Source organism: Alcaligenes sp. PF14 (assembly GCF_037150615.1).
GTDB classification, from domain to species: Bacteria; Pseudomonadota; Gammaproteobacteria; order Burkholderiales; family Burkholderiaceae_B; genus Alcaligenes; species Alcaligenes phenolicus.
The window spans coordinates 34,691-53,588 of sequence record NZ_JBAGRS010000006.1; the positions used below are offsets into that span (position 1 = coordinate 34,691).

At 56.0% G+C, this 18,898-nt stretch carries 18 protein-coding genes; 10 read left to right on the top strand and 8 right to left on the bottom strand.

Annotated features, from left to right (window positions below; translation table 11 throughout):
- Positions 1–118: 118 nt before the first annotated feature.
- From yidC to rpmH, 4 genes are all read right to left on the bottom strand, one after another.
- A complete protein-coding gene (gene yidC, locus WFM49_RS13640; protein WP_336973760.1) occupies positions 119–1,786 on the bottom strand; it encodes a membrane protein insertase YidC in 1,668 nt (555 codons plus the stop codon).
- 107 nt (positions 1,787–1,893) lie between these two features.
- Positions 1,894–2,136: a membrane protein insertion efficiency factor YidD gene (yidD, locus tag WFM49_RS13645; RefSeq protein WP_035269485.1), complete on the bottom strand. Its 243-nt coding sequence runs from the start codon at positions 2,134–2,136 to the stop codon at positions 1,894–1,896.
- Positions 2,133–2,498, bottom strand: coding sequence for a ribonuclease P protein component (gene rnpA / locus WFM49_RS13650; protein WP_009461433.1), 366 nt, complete (start codon positions 2,496–2,498; stop codon positions 2,133–2,135). Before rnpA ends, yidD begins: the two co-directional genes overlap by 4 nt.
- A gap of 69 nt (positions 2,499–2,567) precedes the next feature.
- On the bottom strand, positions 2,568–2,702 hold the full coding sequence (gene rpmH, locus WFM49_RS13655) for a 50S ribosomal protein L34 (protein WP_003800771.1): 135 nt from the start codon (positions 2,700–2,702) through the stop codon (positions 2,568–2,570).
- Between the two features lie 224 nt (positions 2,703–2,926).
- Here rpmH and dnaA point away from each other — a divergent pair, with 224 nt between their 5' ends.
- The 4 genes from dnaA to WFM49_RS13675 all read left to right on the top strand — a co-directional run bounded on the left by dnaA (position 2,927) and on the right by WFM49_RS13675 (position 9,107).
- Positions 2,927–4,324, top strand: a complete 1,398-nt coding sequence (gene dnaA, locus WFM49_RS13660) for a chromosomal replication initiator protein DnaA (protein ID WP_336973762.1) — start codon at positions 2,927–2,929, stop codon at positions 4,322–4,324.
- Positions 4,325–4,326: 2 nt separating this feature from the next.
- Positions 4,327–5,436 carry a DNA polymerase III subunit beta gene (gene dnaN / locus WFM49_RS13665; RefSeq protein WP_009461439.1) on the top strand — a complete coding sequence of 370 codons (1,110 nt, stop codon included), beginning with the start codon at positions 4,327–4,329 and terminating at the stop codon, positions 5,434–5,436.
- A gap of 76 nt (positions 5,437–5,512) precedes the next feature.
- Positions 5,513–7,966, top strand: a complete 2,454-nt coding sequence (gene gyrB, locus WFM49_RS13670; protein WP_035269481.1) for a DNA topoisomerase (ATP-hydrolyzing) subunit B — start codon at positions 5,513–5,515, stop codon at positions 7,964–7,966.
- Between the two features lie 439 nt (positions 7,967–8,405).
- Positions 8,406–9,107, top strand: coding sequence for a pseudouridine synthase (locus WFM49_RS13675; RefSeq protein ID WP_250756368.1), 702 nt, complete (start codon positions 8,406–8,408; stop codon positions 9,105–9,107).
- A gap of 169 nt (positions 9,108–9,276) precedes the next feature.
- Here WFM49_RS13675 and WFM49_RS13680 read toward each other — a convergent pair whose 3' ends face one another.
- The gene (locus WFM49_RS13680) at positions 9,277–9,744 is read right to left on the bottom strand and encodes a GNAT family N-acetyltransferase (protein WP_060186788.1); all 468 of its coding nucleotides are present in this window, start codon (positions 9,742–9,744) and stop codon (positions 9,277–9,279) included.
- 478 nt (positions 9,745–10,222) lie between these two features.
- Here WFM49_RS13680 and WFM49_RS13685 point away from each other — a divergent pair, with 478 nt between their 5' ends.
- The 5 genes from WFM49_RS13685 to WFM49_RS13705 all read left to right on the top strand — a co-directional run bounded on the left by WFM49_RS13685 (position 10,223) and on the right by WFM49_RS13705 (position 14,480).
- A complete protein-coding gene (locus tag WFM49_RS13685) occupies positions 10,223–10,705 on the top strand; it encodes a TRAP transporter small permease (protein ID WP_045930463.1) in 483 nt (160 codons plus the stop codon).
- A complete protein-coding gene (locus WFM49_RS13690; RefSeq protein WP_250756370.1) occupies positions 10,705–11,994 on the top strand; it encodes a TRAP transporter large permease in 1,290 nt (429 codons plus the stop codon). The genes WFM49_RS13685 and WFM49_RS13690 overlap by 1 nt, the downstream gene beginning before the upstream one ends.
- Positions 11,995–12,033: 39 nt before the next feature.
- Positions 12,034–13,068, top strand: coding sequence for a TRAP transporter substrate-binding protein (locus WFM49_RS13695; RefSeq protein WP_336973769.1), 1,035 nt, complete (start codon positions 12,034–12,036; stop codon positions 13,066–13,068).
- Positions 13,069–13,075: 7 nt separating this feature from the next.
- Positions 13,076–13,906, top strand: a complete 831-nt coding sequence (locus WFM49_RS13700; RefSeq protein WP_336973771.1) for an alpha/beta hydrolase — start codon at positions 13,076–13,078, stop codon at positions 13,904–13,906.
- Between the two features lie 118 nt (positions 13,907–14,024).
- Positions 14,025–14,480 (top strand): GFA family protein, encoded by a 456-nt coding sequence (locus WFM49_RS13705; RefSeq protein ID WP_336973773.1) that lies wholly within the window; start codon positions 14,025–14,027, stop codon positions 14,478–14,480.
- 246 nt (positions 14,481–14,726) lie between these two features.
- On the opposite strand, the gene WFM49_RS13710 is transcribed toward WFM49_RS13705, so the two are convergent.
- The 3 genes from WFM49_RS13710 to WFM49_RS13720 all read right to left on the bottom strand — a co-directional run bounded on the left by WFM49_RS13710 (position 14,727) and on the right by WFM49_RS13720 (position 17,958).
- Positions 14,727–15,911, bottom strand: coding sequence for a porin (locus WFM49_RS13710; RefSeq protein ID WP_336973775.1), 1,185 nt, complete (start codon positions 15,909–15,911; stop codon positions 14,727–14,729).
- A gap of 165 nt (positions 15,912–16,076) precedes the next feature.
- Positions 16,077–17,000: a dihydrodipicolinate synthase family protein gene (locus WFM49_RS13715; protein WP_035269456.1), complete on the bottom strand. Its 924-nt coding sequence runs from the start codon at positions 16,998–17,000 to the stop codon at positions 16,077–16,079.
- Positions 17,001–17,043: 43 nt separating this feature from the next.
- Complete coding sequence (locus tag WFM49_RS13720; protein WP_336973777.1) at positions 17,044–17,958, bottom strand: Rid family hydrolase; 915 nt, start codon at positions 17,956–17,958, stop codon at positions 17,044–17,046.
- A gap of 360 nt (positions 17,959–18,318) precedes the next feature.
- Here WFM49_RS13720 and WFM49_RS13725 point away from each other — a divergent pair, with 360 nt between their 5' ends.
- The gene (locus WFM49_RS13725) at positions 18,319–18,855 is read left to right on the top strand and encodes a helix-turn-helix domain-containing protein (RefSeq protein ID WP_026483973.1); all 537 of its coding nucleotides are present in this window, start codon (positions 18,319–18,321) and stop codon (positions 18,853–18,855) included.
- The last annotated feature ends 43 nt before the right edge of the window (positions 18,856–18,898 follow it).

Consider the following 18,898-nt stretch of genomic DNA (forward strand, 5'->3'; position numbering starts at 1 on the left):
TGTTTGTAAATACGGGCCTTTAGCGAGGTGGGGCAGGATCGTTCCGAGTGATCTGGCATGGGTAGCAGGCAAAAAAAAACCCCGCTAAACGTAGCGAGGTTTTTTGTGTCAGAGCGAATTAGCTGTTGGCTGCTTTCGCGCTGTTCTTTTCGATCTGCACCATGATGTAGCGCTGCTGGGCAATGGACAGGATGTTGTTCACGCACCAGTACAGAACCAGACCGGCGGGGAAGAAGAACATCATGCCACCAAAGACCAGAGGCATCAGCATCATGACTTTGGCTTGCATTGGATCAGGCGGGGTGGGGTTCAGCTTGATCTGCAGGAACATGGTACCCATCATGATGGCGGGCAGAATCATCCATGGGTCGCGTGCGGCCAAGTCGTGAATCCACAGAATCCAGGGTGCACCGCGCATCTCGACGCTGCCCAGCAGCACCCAGTACAGCGCAATGAACACAGGGATCTGAACCAGCATGGGTAAACAGCCACCCAGCGGGTTGATCTTCTCGGTGCGGTACATCTCCATCATGGCGGCGTTCAGCTTGGCCTTGTCGTCACCGAACTTCTCGCGCAGGGCTTGCATGCGTGGCGCAAATTGCTTCATCTTGGCCATGGAGCGGTAGCTGGCGGCCGACAGCGGGAAGAACACCAGCTTGATCAGCACGGTCAGCGCCACAATGGCCCAGCCCCAGTTACCCAGCAGGGAATGCAGCCAGGTCAGCAGCTTGAACAGCGGCTTGGAGATGATGGTCAGCCAGCCGTAGTCCACCACCAGATCCAGACCGGTAGCCAGTTGCGACATGGCTTTCTGGTCTTGCGGGCCTACCCACAGGGAGGCGTCCACAGCCTTGCTTTGGCCAGCGGCGATCGAACCGACCGACTCCAGCGTGCGTACTGCGTACAGATTGTTGCCCAGCTTCAGGATTTCGTTGGTGCGTTGCAGATCCTGGGCAGGAACCCAGGCGGTTGCAAAGTAATGCTGCACCATGCCGATCCAGCCGTTATCCACGCTGCGCGCGTAGGTGGCCTTGTTCTTGTCGATGTCCGAGAAGGTGATCTTCTGGAACTTGTCGCCGCTGGAGTAAACCACAGGACCGGTAAAGGTGCTGTACAGGCGGGAAGAGTCGGGTGGGTTGTTGCCGTCGCGAGTCAGTTGCAGGTACAGGCGCGGGTCAATGGCCGAGCCGGTATTGTTCTGGATGTCGTGACGAACCTGGATGTCGTAGCGACCCTTGTGCAGCGTGTAGGTCTTGGTGACTTTCACGTCGTCCGAAGTCGCTTCAAACACCACGTCCAGCGTATCGCCCGTCATGCTGCGCTGGCTCGAGACCAGAGTGAACGGGGTCAGGTGGTTGGGCAGGTTCTGGCCAGAGGCACCCACAATACCGGACTGGGCCAGGTAGGTGGAGGCGGGCGAGTTATCCAGCAGCACCATGGGCTGCTCGGGGTTCTCGGGCGAACCGTACTTCAACAGCTCGGCCTTGATCAGCTGGGCACCTTCGGTGCTAAAGCCCAGCTTGTAGACGTCTGTCGTGATGTCGATAGTTTGCGCTGTGGCAGACACCGCGCTGTTGCTCGAAGGCAAGGCAGCAGACGCAGTCGGCTCTTGAGCAGCGGGAACACCACCGTTTGCGGCAGGTTCGTCGGAGGCTGCTGGCGCTTGTGTGGTGGCTGGGGTGGAAGCGAACAGCGATGGTTTGCCGTTGTATTCCTGCCAGTTGTTCCACAGCAGCAGCAGTGCAAAGGAGAAGATCATCCATAGGATGGTGCGTCGGATATCCATAGCGCCTGTATCACATTTATAAAGCTGAGCAAAAGCTTAGCAGTTTAACGTAGCTGGTCAGCAAACAGGGGGTTGCCTTGAAAAACAAGGCGCAGACCAGGACGATTTCAGAAAGTGTTGCGGTCTTCGGGCGTGCGAGCGGGCACAGGATCATGCCCTCCCTTGCACCAGGGATTGCAGCGGCAGATGCGTACACCACCAAGCCATAGCCCTTTGAGCGGGCCATGAATGTCAATGGCCTGCAAGGCATAGTTGGAGCAGCTGGGAGTAAAGCGGCAGTTTCTACCGATCCAGGGACTCAGAAAAAACTGGTAAAAGCGGATCGGTGCCGAAGCCAGTTTGCGCATCATGGCCGTACCTTGGAGAACAAGGTGTCGGCCTCGGTGCGAACCAGTTGCTTCAGGGCAGTCAGCGACACCTGGGGTACCTTGCTGTGCAGCCTGAAGACATAGGCGGCATTGGGCAAGCCTTCACGTTTGTGGCGGAAGGTTTCACGCAAGATACGCTTGATGGTGTTGCGGGTGACGGCGCGGTTGGCAAAGCGCTTGGGGACGATCAGTCCCAGACGGGCGCCTTCGGTCTGGTGTGGATCTTCGCCACGAGAGCGAGTGACCACGAACAAAGCCCCGCGACCTACGCGTTGCCCTTTAAGAGACTGTGCGTATTCGGTGGGGCTATGTAAGCGAGCCGTAGCTGGAAAGGAGGCACGCATGATGCGTATCGTGGGAGTCGGGCTTTAGATAATAGATCCATCACCCTGGGCCCCGCATCCCGACATGGCTTATACAGCCAGACGTTTGCGACCTTTAGCGCGACGTGCGTTCAAAACAGCGCGGCCACCGCGAGTTTTCATGCGAACGCGAAAACCGTGGGTACGCTTGCGACGGGTAACAGAGGGTTGGTAGGTGCGTTTCATGGTGTATCCAAAAAAATGAGCCGCCAGAAATCGCAGAAAATCTCCACCCCGACAGCGCAAACGCTTGGGATCTGGCAACAGAAAATCGTGTTAAGCCCGTCATTTCAGCAAATTCTTTCTGTTGTGTCAATTATTTAGCCCGATATTACGCAACTAAATTTGTTAGCCTGTGGATAACTTGGCACAGCTCAGGGTAGAATCGAGGTTTACAGAAGTGATGACCGATGAATGAATTCTGGCAGTCCTGCGTTCAGAAATTGGAGCAGGAGCTTCCCCCCCAACAAATAAGTGCGTGGATACGTCCACTGGTTCCCCTGGACTTCGACAGCGAAGCCGGGGTGTTGCGCGTTTCTGCTCCTAATCGTTTCAAACTGGATTGGGTCCGCAAGAATTTCGCCACTCGCATAGAGGAACTGGCTTCGGATTTCTACGAATGTCCCGTAACGGTTCAGTTCGAGCTGCCCTCGGCCAGCGCGGCGCCTCGTCGCGCCCTGGCCGATCGTGCCGCTCCTGCGCCTGCAGGCAGCCCCACCGGTGAAAACCTGGCCCCTCCTGTTGCCAACCCGGCCATGACGGCGGTGGTGGATGCGGTACAGGATCGTTCGCGCCTGAACGCCGAACTGACTTTCGACAACTTCGTGACGGGTAAAGCCAACCAGCTGGCACGCGCAGCGGCCTTGCAGGTGGCCGAGAACCCCGGTGTCTCCTATAACCCACTCTTTCTGTATGGCGGTGTGGGTTTGGGCAAGACCCACCTGATTCACGCGATCGGCAATGCGCTGGTCGCCAATGGCAATGGTGTGCGGGTACGTTACGTCCATGCCGACCAATACGTGTCGGACGTGGTCAAGGCATACCAGCGCAAGGCGTTTGACGAGTTCAAGCGCTACTACCATTCGCTGGACTTGCTGCTGATTGACGATATTCAGTTTTTCGCCGGCAAGAACCGTACGCAGGAAGAGTTTTTCTACGCCTTTGAAGCGATGGTGGCTCAGCGCAAGCAGATCATCATCACCTCGGATACCTATCCCAAAGAGCTGGCCAATATTGATAGCCGCCTGATCTCGCGCTTTGACTCCGGCCTGACCGTGGCCATCGAGCCGCCCGAGCTGGAAATGCGCGTGGCAATCTTGTTGCGCAAGGCTCAGGCCGAAGGCATTGCCATGCCCGAAGAAGTGGCTTTCTTCATTGCCAAGCATCTGCGCAGCAACGTGCGCGAGCTGGAAGGGGCGCTGCGCAAGGTTTCGGCCTACGCGCGTTTCCATGGCCGCGATGTCTTGACGGTGGAAGTGTGCAAGGATGCACTGAAGGATTTGCTGTCGGTCTCCAATGGGCAGATCACAGTGGAAAATATTCAGAAAACCGTGGCCGATTTTTATAAAATCAAGGTCGCGGATATGTACTCCAAGCGCCGCCCCGCCAATATCGCCATGCCGCGCCAGGTGGCCATGTATCTGGCCAAGGAACTGACCCAAAAGAGTTTGCCGGAAATTGGCGATCTTTTCGGTGGTAGGGACCACACTACGGTGCTGCACGCGGTGCGCAAAATCTCGGATGCACGCACCAAGCAAGCCGAACTGAATCACGCATTACACGTACTGGAACAAACTCTCAAAGGATGACCATGCAACTCGTTCAAGCTACTCGCGACGCATTGCTAAAGCCCTTATCCACAGTAGTTGGCATTGTGGAGCGCCGCCATACTTTGCCGATTCTGGCCAACATCCTGCTGCGTAAAAACGGCTCTGATGTCTCTTTCCTGGCAACCGACCTGGAAGTGCAGATCACCACCAATGCCGACTTTGGCGTGGGTGAGGACAATGCAGCCACCACGGTGGCGGCCCGCAAGCTGCTGGACATTCTGAAAGCCCTGCCCGACTTTGGCGATGTGCGCCTGGGCCTGGACAGCGGCAAGCTGACCATCCAGTCCGGCAAGAGCCGCTTTCAGTTGCAGACTCTGGAAGCCGCTGATTTTCCAGTGCTGAACCTGCCAGAGCAGTGGGACGTGTCCTTGAGCATGCCCCAGCGCACTTTGAAGCACCTGTTCAATACGGTGCACTTTGCCATGGCGCAGCAAGACATTCGCTACTACCTGAATGGTATGTTGCTGGTGTTTGAACCCGGCCTGGTACGTACGGTTACCACGGACGGTCACCGTCTGGCTCATAATGCCACCGCAATTGACGGCGTGCAGGAGCGTCACGACATCATCGTGCCGCGCAAGACGGTGCTGGAAATGCAGCGTTTGCTGGGCGATACCGACGATCTGGTCAACATTGATGTGTCCAGCCGTCAGATTCGTTTCCGCTTTGGCGATGTGGAGTTGGTCTCCAAACTGGTTGAAGGCAAATTCCCCGACTTTGCTCGTGTGATTCCTTCCAACTACACCCGCCACTTCGATGTCAGCCGTGAAGTGCTGCAAGGCAGTTTGCAACGTGCTGCCATTCTGACCACCGACAAACTGCGTGGCGTGCGACTGCAACTGTCGCAAAACCAGCTCAAGATCTCCGCTTCCAACGCTGAACAGGAAGAAGCCGTCGAAGAGCTGGATATTGATTATGAACACGAAAGTCTGGACGTTGGCTTTAACGTCAGCTACCTGCTCGATGTGTTGGCCAGCATCAAGGACGAAACGGTCCGCTGGTCTGTGCAGCCCGATGCCAACGCCTCTGTGTTGATGACGCTGCCCGAGCAAGAAGACTTCAAGTACGTGGTCATGCCGATGCGCATTTAATGCAGCATGTTTGACCGGTATGGCCCGCCGGGCCATACCCGCTTGAAGCAGACAGGCTATTACAAGGTTTTATGCTATGACCGATCAAACCACGACCACCCAGCCAGCCGATTACGGCGCTGATTCCATCAAAATGCTCAAAGGCCTGGAGGCCGTGCGCAAGCGTCCAGGCATGTACATCGGGGACACCTCCGATGGCACCGGCCTGCACCACATGGTTTTCGAGGTGGTGGATAACGCGATTGATGAGGCCTTGGCCGGTCATTGCGACGATATCGTCGTCACCATCCACTCCGACAACAGCATTTCGGTGTGCGATAACGGCCGCGGTATTCCAACCGATATCCACAAGGACGACGAACACCAGCGCAGCGCCGCTGAAATCGTCATGACCGAACTGCACGCCGGCGGTAAATTCGACCAGAATTCCTACAAGGTGTCTGGCGGTTTGCACGGTGTGGGTGTGTCTTGTGTGAACGCCCTGTCCGAATGGCTGTTGCTGACCATCTGGCGCAATGGCAATGAACACCAGGTCGAGTTCCGCCGTGGCGAGCGCACCGCTCCCCTGGCGGTGACCGGTCCTGCAGAAGGCCGCACGGGTACTTGCGTGCGTTACCTGGCTGACGTGGAAATTTTCAGCAATATCGAATACCACCACGAGATCCTGGCCAAGCGCCTGCGCGAGCTGTCCTTCCTGAACAATGGCGTGAAGATTCGCCTGGTTGACGAGATTCAGGGCAAGGAAGAAGACTTTGCCTTCCTGGGCGGCGTCAAAGGTTTTGTGGACTTCATCAACCGCAACAAGACCCCGCTGCACCCTAACGTGTTCAGCGTCGCAACCGAGTCCAATGCCGGCGGTACGCCAGTATCGGTTGAAGTGGCCATGCAGTGGAACGACAGCTACGCCGAAACCGTGCTGTGTTTCACCAACAATATTCCCCAGCGCGACGGTGGTTCCCACCTGACCGGTCTGCGTGCGGCCATGACCCGCGTGCTGAACAAGTACATTGCCGACAACGAACTGGCCAAGAAAGCCAAGGTCGACACTTCCGGTGACGACATGCGCGAAGGCCTGGTCTGCGTGCTGTCGGTGAAGGTGCCCGAGCCCAAGTTCAGCAGCCAGACCAAAGACAAGCTGGTGTCCAGCGAAGTGCGTCCCGCCGTGGAAGAAGCCGTGGCCCGCACCCTGGAAACTTGGCTGTTGGAAAATCCGAACGACGCCAAGGCCTTGTGCGGCAAGATCGTGGAAGCAGCCCGTGCCCGTGAAGCGGCCCGTAAAGCCCGCGAAATGACCCGTCGCAAGAGCGTGCTGGAAGGCGCTGGCCTGCCCGGCAAGCTGGCCGACTGTCAGGAAAAAGATCCCGCCCTGTGCGAACTGTACATTGTGGAGGGTGACTCCGCAGGCGGCTCGGCCAAGCAAGGTCGGGACCGTAAATTCCAGGCCATTCTGCCGTTGCGCGGCAAGGTGCTGAACGTAGAAAAAGCCCGTTTCGATCGTCTGATTTCCAGCGAGCAGATCACCACCCTGATCACCGCCCTGGGTACCAGCATCGGTCCGGACTTTGATATCGACAAACTGCGCTACCACCGCATCATCATCATGACTGACGCGGACGTGGACGGTGCTCACATTCGTACCCTGCTGCTGACACTGCTGTACCGTCAGATGCCCGAGTTGATTGAGCGTGGCTATGTGTACATCGCGCAGCCGCCCTTGTTCAAGGTTAAGGTTGGGCGTGAAGAGATGTACCTGAAGGACGAGGCCGAGGAAGCGGAATTCATGTTGAAGCTGGCCCTGCGCGATGCAGTGCTGACGCCAGCTGAAGGTGCAGCTCCCATCACAGGCGAAGCCTTGTCCGACTACGCTCATCGCTACGTGAAGGCCAAGGCCGTGATTGAGCGTCTGTCGCGTCATATGGACGGTGATGCCCTGTCAGCATTGGCTGAAGGCGTGAAGTTGAACTTGGACTCGCAGGAAGCCGCCGAACAAACTGCTAAGGATTTGGAGAAGGCCCTGTTCGACGAAGCTGCCCCCACCGTCGTCAAAGTCTTTGCCGCCTTTGATGAAGGGAGCGAGTCCTGGCGTGTGGTGGTGCAGCGTCTGCACCATGGCAACATCCGTGTCACGGTGTTTGACCGCAACTTCGTGCGTGGTGGCGATCACCAAACTCTGGCCCGCGCTGGCGAGACCTTTGCCGGTCTGATCGGTGATGGCGCCATGGTGGCTCGTGGTGAAGGCGAGAAGCGTCGTGAAACCGCCGTGGATGACTTCCGTGAAGTCATGCAATGGCTGTTGACCGAAGCCGAACGCGGGCTTAGCAAGCAGCGCTACAAAGGTCTGGGTGAGATGAACCCCAGCCAGCTGTGGGAAACGACCATGGACCCCACTGTACGTCGTTTGCTGCGTGTGCAGATTGCTGATGCTATCGATGCGGATCAGATCTTCACCACGCTGATGGGTGATCACGTTGAGCCACGTCGTGCCTTTATCGAGTCCCATGCCTTGCAGGCGGGGAACCTGGATATTTAAGGCTGTCGGTGTTCACAGTTCCTGAAAGCTGTTCGGTTTGATGAAAACTGATCTCAGAAATTTGTGGAAAACCTCGCAGTGATGCGGATAAGAAAAATGGGCTCCGGCGTTCCTGCTGGGGCTCATTTTTTTGGTGATGACTGATGAGCTCTGAGTCTTAAAGATTCAGCGTCTTTGGGCAGGCTCAATTAATTTTTGTCAGTAGACACGGACTGATCAATTGCCTGGTGGGTTGGTGGCAATGGCGTCACGCGCCAGGAATGGAAAGGCGCGGAATCAAGCTGATGTGGTCTACTTGCAGTGATACACCCTGCTTCAGAACGAACTAAAAGAAGGGTCGTGGGATCTGATGGTGGCAACTGGCGTCGGCCTTGCAAGGCCTCTTGATCGATCGTAAAGACGCTGTAAATTATTCAATAATTCTTTGTTTGGAAATGGAATGCGACTGGACAAGTTTCTTGGTGAGAGCACGGATCTGAGTCGCTCAGACGCGCGTAAAGTGCTTAAAAGCGGAGAAATCACCGTCAATGGCGAGGTAGTGACCAAAGGCACTTACGTTGTACAAGAGGGCGATGTAGTGTGCTGGGATGATGAGCCGCTTGCCCTGATTGGCCTGCGTTACATCATGCTCAATAAGCCCGCTGGTTACGAGTGCAGCCTAAAAAATAGTGCTTACCCTTCTGTGATGATGCTGATCGATGTAGAAAAGCGCGAGCGCTTGCACACCGTCGGTCGATTGGATGTGGATACCACCGGGCTGATTTTGATTACGGATGATGGCCAGTGGACGCATCGTATTATCTCGCCCCGCCATCAATGCGATAAGGTCTACGTCGCGACCTTGGCAGAGCCTTTGCCTGATAATGCAGAAGAACTGTTCAAGGCCGGTATCTTGTTGAATGGCGAGGACAAGCCGACGCTGCCAGCCGTGCTGGAACGCATTGATGAACGTACCGCAAGGCTAACCATCCAGGAAGGGAAATACCATCAGGTGAAGCGTATGTTTGCTTCTCTGGGGAATCTGGTTCAGACCTTGCATCGCGAGCGTATTGGCTCTCTGTCCCTGGACGACAGCCTGGAGCCAGGCGAGTCGCGCTACTTAACGCCCGCCGAGGTGCAGCAGTTTGTAGAAGAAGGCTGAACTCCTGGCCCTTGGGTATGGCTTTGATAAGTCAAAGGCGTATCAAGGCCAAGGCTTTGATGTCCTGACTTTGGGAAACCAGTCAAAAAAAGCGCTCAAACAGAATGTGTTTGAGCGCTTTTTTGTACCTGCTCAATCATCAAAGGGTCTGGTGGCGCGGTGTCCTGCCTTATTTCAGCGCCTTGCGCATGATGCTGGTGTTGTGTTCATAGCCTAGTTGCTCATATAGCGCGATAGCGCCCCGATTATTGCTCAAGACTCCCAGCTCGATGTAGTCCAGTCCACGCACTTGTGCCCACTCCTGGGCGGTCTGCATCAGCAGTTTGCCCAGTCCCATGCCTCGTGCCGATTCCGTCACGACAAGATCAATCACATAGGCAAAGTCATGCGGCGTGATGCAGTTGTACGGTGGGGTCTTTTGCTGCTGAACAATAATAAAACCCAGCGCCTGATCGTCCTTCTCGGCCACAAACAAGGCTGCCTGGTCCGACTCGATCATGGACTGGATAAAGCCCTCGTCCTGCCGTGCTTGCAGGTAGTAGTGCGGCTGCAAATGATGCATGTGGGCGAATAGCTCGGCGTACATATCTCCAATCGTGCCAATGTCGGCAAGTTGGGCGGGACGTAGGGTGGGCATGGTTCGGGCTCTTGGTCAGTAATAAAGCGGAAGCGAAAACAGAAGCGCCTTGATGGTAGGCCGGGCACGGGGAGGAGGCAAATCTTCTGTTCAGAATATCCCTTCAATAACAAGGGGTAATCCGCTTTCATGCAAGCCTGAAGCTTGGGTCCAGCTTCGTTCTCTGTACACCTTTTCGTCCTGAAAGCCGCTTCTGTACATTTACTCCTGTTTTTGTAAAGTATTTGTGCACGTACTTTACGACCGTCTTTTTCCTGAAAGCTCTTTGCCCGGGTTTCATAATGAGGCTCTGAAACCCTTGTGTATTCAGGTTTTTTATAAATATTTAATGGAAAACCCCAAGCTTATTTTTTTCAAAAAACTAGAGGTTTAAAGTAATATCACACTGTTTTTGGGCAAATTTTGTGTACATTTAATGCACGAAATTTACACGAGGCGCTGAAATTTACACGCAATGCCTATAGAGGGGAGGAGATTGATGCAGACCCGTTTCTTGCGTCATGTTTGTAGTTGGATGTTCGGGCTGTCCGCACTGGCCATTCTGGCCTTGATGGCGGTGGCCTTTGCCGATGTCATGATGCGCAGCTTCGTGCGGCCGCTGTCTGGCGCTTTTGAATTAACCGAGGTGCTGGTCGGGGTGATGGTGTTTGCCGCCCTGCCCTTTGTCACCTTGAGTGGCAAGCACGTCAAAGTGTCCTTGCTGCGCTCTCTGGTGGGCAAGAACGTGCTGGTGCAAGGTCTGTTGCGTTGGTGCAGTCGCGTGGCGACAGGTGTGCTGATGGCCTTTCTGGCTTATCACCTGTGGGCCTTGGGTACACAGTTTGCGCAGACCAATTCGCGCGCGGTATTTGCAGACCTGCCATTGGCGCCTTTTGCTTACTTTGCAGCGGTGATGTGCGCCCTGTCCACGCTGGCCGCACTGTTCAGTGCTGACGGCGACGAGCTCGCTGAGGAAAAATAATGACTGTCGTTGTCACTGGCATGATCATCCTGATCGTGCTCATGGTCCTGGAAGTACCCATCGCGGTGGCGATGGCTCTGGTTGGTATTGGTGGCTTTGCTTACGTAGTTGATTGGGGCCCGGCCGCCTATATGGCTGCGGAAACCTCGTATCGCCTGGTTCATAACTACAACTTGTCCGTCATCCCGCTGTTCATCCTGATGGGCAATCTGGTGACACGGGCGGATGTCTCTAAAGATCTGTTCGATCTGGCTTATCGCTTTGTAGGCCATCGCCGTGGCGGTCTGGCCATTGCAACGGTGCTGTCGGGCGGTATGTTCTCGGCCGTATGCGGCTCCAGCTTTGCGACGACGGCCACTATGGCTCGGGTCGCCTATCCCTCCATGAAGCGCTATGGCTATGCCGATTCCCTGGCAGGCGGCGCTATTGCCTCGGCCGGTACCCTGGGTGCCATGATCCCGCCCAGCGTGCCCCTGATTGTCTATGGCGTGCTGACCAGCACGGATATTGGCAAGCTGTTTATTGCAGCCGTGTTGCCCGGTATTTTGGGCATGGTGTTGTATATCGTTGCGGTGATGGTGGCCACTCGCATGACTCCCGGTCTGGCAACGGCAGGAGAGCGTAGTTCCTGGCTGGAGCGCATTCGCGGCCTGAAAAGTGTCGGCGCCGTTTTACTGTTGTTCCTGCTGGTCATCGGCGGGATTTACGGCAACTTGTTCACGCCGACTGAAGCGGCCGGTATTGGTGCGGTGGGTGCGCTGCTCATCATGATCTGGCGTCGCAAGTTTTGCTGGCAGAGCTTGATGGGTGCCCTGCGTGAAACCGCCATGACCAGTGCCGCCATCTTCGTGATTATGGTGGGGGCACAGATCTTCACCACCTTTGTGAACGTGGCCGGCTTTACCGCCATGTTGTCCGACGCGGTCCAGCAATGGGACTTGCCAGGCTGGGGCATTTTGCTGGGCATTGTGGTGCTGTACCTGGTCCTGGGCTGCATGTTGGAAGGCATGTCCATGCTTCTGCTGACTTTGCCCATTGTCTTCCCATTGATCACGAATCTGGGCCTGGACCCGATCTGGTTCGGCATTCTGGTGGTCACCTTGATCGAAGTGGGCCTGATCACACCGCCCTTGGGGATGAATGTCTTTGTGCTCAATTCAGTGGTGCCGTCCATGTCGCTGGGCACCATTTACCGCGGCGTTATCTATTTTGTCTTTGCTGATCTGCTGCGCCTGGCGCTCTTGATTGGCATTCCCGGCATTGCTTTGTTTCTGCCCTCATTGATGTAAGCCATTTTTATTGAATCTGATTTTCTCGAAGGAATAAGCATGATTAAGCAAGTTAGCAAATGGGTGGGGGTAGCGGCAGTCGCCCTGGCAGCCAGCACCAGCGTTCAGGCACAGAACGTCACGCTGCGTTTTTCCAATTGGTTGCCACCCACCCATCCCATGGTGACCGAGATGTTGAACCCTTGGGCCAAGGATGTGGAACAGGCAACGGAAGGACGGGTGAAGATTCAGGTTTTGCCGCCTCTGGGCACCCCGGCTTCGCACTACGATCTGGTGCGTAATGGTGTGGCGGACATGACCATTGGTGTGCACTCCTATACCCCGGAGCGTTTCAAGCTGACGGAAATGGTGGAGCTGCCCATGACGGCCGAGAACGCTCAGGTGAATTCGCTGGCCTACTGGCGTACTTATCAGAAGTACTTCATGGGCAAGAACGAACACGCCGGCACCAAGCTGCTGGGCGCGTGGGTTCCTGGCTCGTACCAGTTGTGGACCGCTGCCAAGGTAGACAGCCTGGACAAGCTGGATGGCACCAAGATCCGTATTCCCGGCGTGCTGGTGGAGCGTATCGCCAAGTTGCTGGGTCTGGTGTCGATTTCCTCGACGCTGACCGAAGCCTATGACCAGATTTCGCGCGGCATTATTGATGGCATGTTCCAGAACTACACCACGGTGATCGACTTCAATCTGGCGCGCTTCATGCCGAATCTGTTCGTCCTGCCCGGTGGCTTCTCCGCTTCCAGCCAGTTCATGGTGGTTAACGAGCGCAGCTGGCAGCGTATCAGCGAGGCCGACCGTGCCGCGATTGATGCCTTGTCGGGTGAAGTACTGGTCAAGCGTTTCTCGGGTATCTGGCAAAAGAACAATATGGCGGCTTTTGATCGCTTGAGCGCTGAAGGCATCAAGGTGCACCGTATTGAAGGCGAGCAGCTGGAAGCCATGAAGACCAAGCTGGCGGTGATTGAGCAGCAATGGTTAAGCGAGGCCAAGGGTGTGGAGGCTCAGGAAGCGCTGAACTTCTACCGTGCCGAGCTGGATCGCGTGGCTGCTGAATTGGGCGTTCCCAAGGACTAAGCCCGTCATGACACAGCATCTGGAAAGTGAATACAACGCCAGTTGGCATGTGCCCGATCACAAGGAGATTGTGGCCTCGTGGTCGGGGTTGGCCGAGCAGTTTCGGGCTGGTTCGCATCATGAAGCCAATCAGCCTTACGGCCCGGAAACGCGTAATGTCATGGACATTCACTTTCCGGCTGTGGAGCGCCCGGATGCGGCGGTGCTGATGTTCATTCATGGTGGCTATTGGCAGTCCATGGATCAGCGTCGTTTCAGCCATCTGGCACAAGGCAGCGTGGATAACGGCCTGATTACGGTATTGCCTACCTATACCTTGTGCCCGCAGGCGAGCGTGGCGCAGATCATTGATGAGCTGCGCCTGGCTTGCGCGACGGTCTGGCGACGTTTCAAGCGTCCGATCGTGATGGCAGGACACTCGGCAGGGGGCCACTTGGCAGCTTGCTTGCTGGCTACGGATTGGCCCGGTTTTGCGCCGGACCTGCCCCACGACATGTTGCAGGCGGGCCTGGGTTTGTCCGGCTTGTATGACCTGGAACCGCTGACGCATATCGGCATCAATGACGCCTTGCAGCTCAATGCCGATACCGCCCGAGCCTCCAGCCCCTTGTTCTGGCCTGCCCCTGCCAATGGGCAGCCTTTCGAGGCCTGGGTAGGCGGTGACGAAACCTCGGAATTTCATCGTCAAAGTCAGGAACTGGCCAAGGTCTGGTCGGGACAAGGGGGGGATACGGTGTATCGCAGCTTGCCGGGAACGAATCACTACAACGTAATTGCGGCCTTGGCTGATAAAGAATCCGTACTGTCAGGGCGTCTGGTCGCGCTGGCAAGCAACTGAGTTATCTCTGTCTTTTATTAGACAAACTACTTTTACCGGGCCTTTGGCCCGGTTTTTTTGCGTTTGTGATTTAGCATGGTATTTCCAGCCTTGCATTCATTGCGATTAAAAGCCACTTATGACTGAAAACACCCCTGATACTCGCCCTGTGTACAAAGCGGCCTGCCATTGCGGAGCCGTTCGTTTCAATGTGAAGCTGACAGATGGTCTGCGTTCGGCGCGCCGTTGCAATTGCTCCTATTGCCGCATGCGTGGCGCGGTGGCGGTGTCGGCTAACCTGGCCGATATTCAGGTGGAGCAAGGGCAGGATGCACTGACGCTTTATCAGTTCAACACCGGGCAGGCCCGGCATTATTTCTGTTCGCATTGCGGGATTTATACCTTCCATCAGCGCCGTTCCAACCCGGAGCAGTATGGAGTGAACGTAGCCTGTATTGAGGGCATGAGCCCCTTCGACTTTGAAGAAGTACCGGTTAATGAAGGCCGTAGTCATCCCAAGGATCGTCCGGGCGGTGGCAGTGTGATTGCTGGCTGGTTGCGTTATCAGGCAAATCCCCAGGCGCAGGACGACTGACGTTGCGTGCCTGCTTTGTGCTGCGACCAATAAGAAATACCCCAAAGCTGTACCTTCGGCTTGCAGCCCCCTCGAGGGGCGCTTTTACATGGGGCACCGAGTCTTGAGACGGCCAGGTGGTAAAAAAACGCCCCTGACGACTTACGTACAGGGGCGTATAAAAACAGATAGCGCGGAACAGAATCGCGTATCTACGGAAAAACAGTACAGCGAGTCAGGGTGTGGCCCCCGAAGGGGCGTCCCGCTTTAGAACTTGTGGTTAAAGGCTACGTACAGCTGTGTGGCGCGTGCGTCTGGCAGGAAGGTCAGGTTCTGTGCATAGCCGCCGTACACGTACACCATGGTGCGCTTGGACAGGTCGTACTGATAACCCACCGAGTACACATGCTGACGTTTGGTCTGCGCATTGGGGCCGGTAATGCTCTCTGGCAAGTTGCGTGGATCAGCCATGTTCCAGCCCAGCGAGAAGCGTCCACCGGCCAGGGGTGTGGTCACCCCAAAGGAGTAGGAGTTGATCCGCAGGCCCGGTACCGCAGCAAAGGATGGCAAGGGGTTGGTGACGTTGCTCAGGCCAAAGACCTGGGTAGCAAACAGACCGTCACGGGTTTGACCGATACCGGCGAAAACTTTGACCACATCAAAGTCGTAGCTTGCCGCACCCGCCCAGGCGCTGACACGGGTGGAGTCGGCAGCAGGACGTGCACCGCTGGCAGACTGTTTATTGATGTGCAGTTGGTCGTACACCAGAGCGGCGCTCAAGGGACCGTTGTTGTAGCGCAGGCCGGTGGTCACTGCACGGATATTGTTGTCTTTGCTGTTGGTGCCATCCGGGCGCTCGCTATCCCAGTGCTGCTGCCCGTTGATGTTGAAGGAATAGCCAATACCGAACTGAAAGCCGTTCAACGTGGGCGATTGGTATTGGATCTGGTTGTCGTAACGCACCGTGTTGGCCACGCTGAAGGTCGAACCAAAGCCCACAATCCCGCCACCGCCACCCAAGGGGTGAGCCATGCTGAAGTATTCGGTCGGCATATTGTTCTTCAGACCGAAATCCACCTGACCCCAGTCCTCGCCAGCCAGACCCAGTGTGGCCTGACGGCCAAACAGGCGACCACCCTGAATGGACTTGCCGGTAGGCACATCAAAGCCGCTTTCCAGCACAAACTTGGCTTGCAGCCCGTTGCCCAGATCTTCCGTGCCGCGGATACCCCAGCGGCTGCCAAAATGCACACCGCTATTAGGACCCAGGCGCGAAGTCTTGAACTCGGTGGCATCAGTCCGGTCCCGGCTGTAGCTGCTATTACCCTTGTTCATGTCGTAGCCAACACCCGTGTCCAAAATCCCGTACAGGGTGATGGATGCGTGGGCTGCCGAGCTGGCCATCAGTAAAAACAGGGCCGTACCGACAGCAGTTTTATTTCTTGTTTTCAATTCCTCTTCTCCTTCGTGGTAGATAAAAAAAGCGTGCAGCAATCCCCCTACCGCAAGTGATGCAGCAAGAAACAGGCGCAACAAAGCAGGCAGGGCAAAGTGCCTGCGCCGTGTACCAGCGAAGGGGGTGTGGGGCGAGTACCGGCGGTACTCGCGGCAGGGGTCTTAGATCAGTTCAAGATCGACCAAAGTTTGGCGTATGACGTCTATCTCGGTGTCCTCGACCTCCAGAATGGGGCGGCGTACATAGGGCTGCACGGGTACGCCGCGCATCTTGAATGCAACTTTCAGCACCGAGGGCGAGGAGCCGTAGCGGCCGATCAGCTCAGGGGTGTACCAGCGTTGCAGAATCTGTATGTCTTTCTGGCCGCAGGCGCGGGCAGCGTCTATATCGCCGCGCCAGATGTGGTTGTAAAAATCGGGCTGATAACGGCCCAACACGCCGCCTGCGCCAATCGTGCCGTCGCCATCCACACTTTGCAGCAGGGACAGGCCGTGTTCGTCCATGCGAAAGCCGTACACACGGACCTTGTCTTTCAGGCGGAACAGCGTCTTGATGAACTGTTCAATGCTGGGGCTGGATTGCTTGATGCCGACGACACCATCGATATCGCTCAGTTGCTCCAGCAAATCCACCGACAAATCGATTCCGGTCCCGGCAGGCCAGTTGTAAATCACGATAGGCAGGGTGATTTCTTTGGCGATCTGCTGGTAAAAGGCCAGTATTTCCTTGTCATTGGGGCGTACATAGGGGGGCGGTGCAATCACGACCCCTTCATAGCCCAGTGCCTGGGCCTCTTGAGCAAGAGCGACCACTTCGGCGGGTGTGTAGCCGGTACAGCCTGCCAGTAAAGGCAATTTGCCGCGCATGGCGTCGGCACTGGCGCGGAACAGCTCTACCCGTTCCTGGTTGGACAGGCTGGTCCATTCGCTGGTGGTGCCGCCTACAAACAGACCGTGCATGCCCTCGGCATGCAGCCATTCCAGCATGCTGTGCAGTGCCGGTACATCCAGCTGTCGTGCTTCATCAAAAGGGGTGATGATGGTTGGGATATAGCCCTTCCAGTTCACCCGGTGTTTCTTGCTCATGTGTGTCACTTGTATGGGTTGAAGAAAAGAGGAGGCCTCTGGCTCAGGGCAGACGTGCCGTGGCTTCGATCTCGACCAGCATGTCTGGCAGCGCCAGATTGACCACTCCCAGCAAGGTGTTGGCAGCCGGTTCGGCCCCCTCGTAAAACTCGTTGATCAGTGCGCAGATCGGGCCCAGCTCTTCAGGTGTATGGCCGACCAGGTAGGTGCGCAAACGCACGACATCGCGCGGGCTGGCACCGGCTTCCTTCAGGACGGTTTTCAGGTTCTGTAAAGCCTGGCGGGTTTGAGCGATGCGATCGCCCGCGCCTACTAATTGTCCTTCGCCATTCCAGGCGACTTGTCCGGCCAGATGCACGGTGCGGCTGTTGTCCTGCACAACAGCGTGCGAAAAACCGAAGTTGGTGCTGTTGTAGAGCGATGCCGGATTCACGCATTCACGGCCCTGGGGGGCGTTCAGTGGTTGGCTGCGCTGGACCAGCTCAAAAATATTGCCCCAGGGGTCGGTGAAGTACTGGAATTGAGCACCGGCGGTCGGGCCAGAATCAAAGGCGATGCGGTCCAATACTGTGCAGCCGTGCTGTTCAAGTCGTGCCACCGCCTGATCCAGATCGGCCACCAGAAAACCCAGGTGATGTGCACCCACATGATTGGACTTCAGGGCCTTTTGGGTGTCGCTGGCAGGTTGTGCGTAGGCAAACAGCTCGATATGAAAGCCATTGGGCAGGACCATAAAGGCCAGTTCCAGCTTGGCATCGGGGACGTCCAGGTGAGCGTGGGTCCAGTCTTTGCCTTGAGCAGAACGGGGCAGATCGGCACTGTTGATGGGCCCCAGACGGTAGAGTTGGCGGGCACCAAACAGGCGTTCATAAAAAGCAATGGCCGCATCCAGATCGGGTACGGTCCAGGCGGCGTGATCAATTTGTTCAATAGCCAATGGCAAAACAGGCGATGTCATGAAGTCTCCGTTTATGCCCGTACGGGGGCTGTATACAAGATTGTGCAATAAAACTGCACATAATTTACGGTTAAATAATACTTTAGGCCTGTAGTTTTTTGTTGAAAAACCAGACTACGTATTTTCCCTAGGTAAAATATTGTTTATAAACAATGGCTTGTGATTTGTGTCTGTGAGGTCTATATCGATGTGACGTGTAAAGTGCTTGTGCACACGTGTAAAGTCTGGAAGAATTCAGCACTGAAACTGCACGGTTTGTGTAGTTTCGGAACATGCATTTGCACACCATTAGGCTGCCTCTCTTACCCTATAATTCGTGAAGTTCGGCTACACATAACTACACGAACATAGGACTTCAGAATGATAGGCAAACGACTTCATGAGCTGCGCGTGGCCAAGGGTCTGTCCCTGCGGGAGTTGGGTCAGATGGTCAAGCTCTCGCCCACGCTGCTCAGTCAGGTAGAACGCGGTGTCACCACACCCAGTTTGACGACCCTGCGCAAGCTCAGCGGGATCTTTGGGGAATCCATGTCTTCCTTGTTCATGGATACCAGCAAGGGGCCGTCGGTATGGATCAGCCGCCCTGGTGAACGCATGTTGTTGCGTGGCCCGCGTGGGGGCGTCGTTTATGAACGGCTCACCCGGGGCAATGGCGAGATGGAAGTGTTCCGGGCTGTTTACGAAGTCGGTCAACAGTCCATGGACGATATGTCGCACCCGTCCCTGGAAAGTGTCTATGTGGTCCGGGGTGTCATTACTGCAGAGATTGATAAGGTAAGTTTTGACGTCAAAGCTGGTGAGAACATCAGCTTTGATGCACGCCAAAGCCACCGTTACCTGAACCGGGGAACGGAGGAAGCGGAAATCATCATGTCGATTACCCCGCCCGTCCCCTGATTTGTCTTGATCCGGGGCGAACGGTGTACCGCATCACTACACT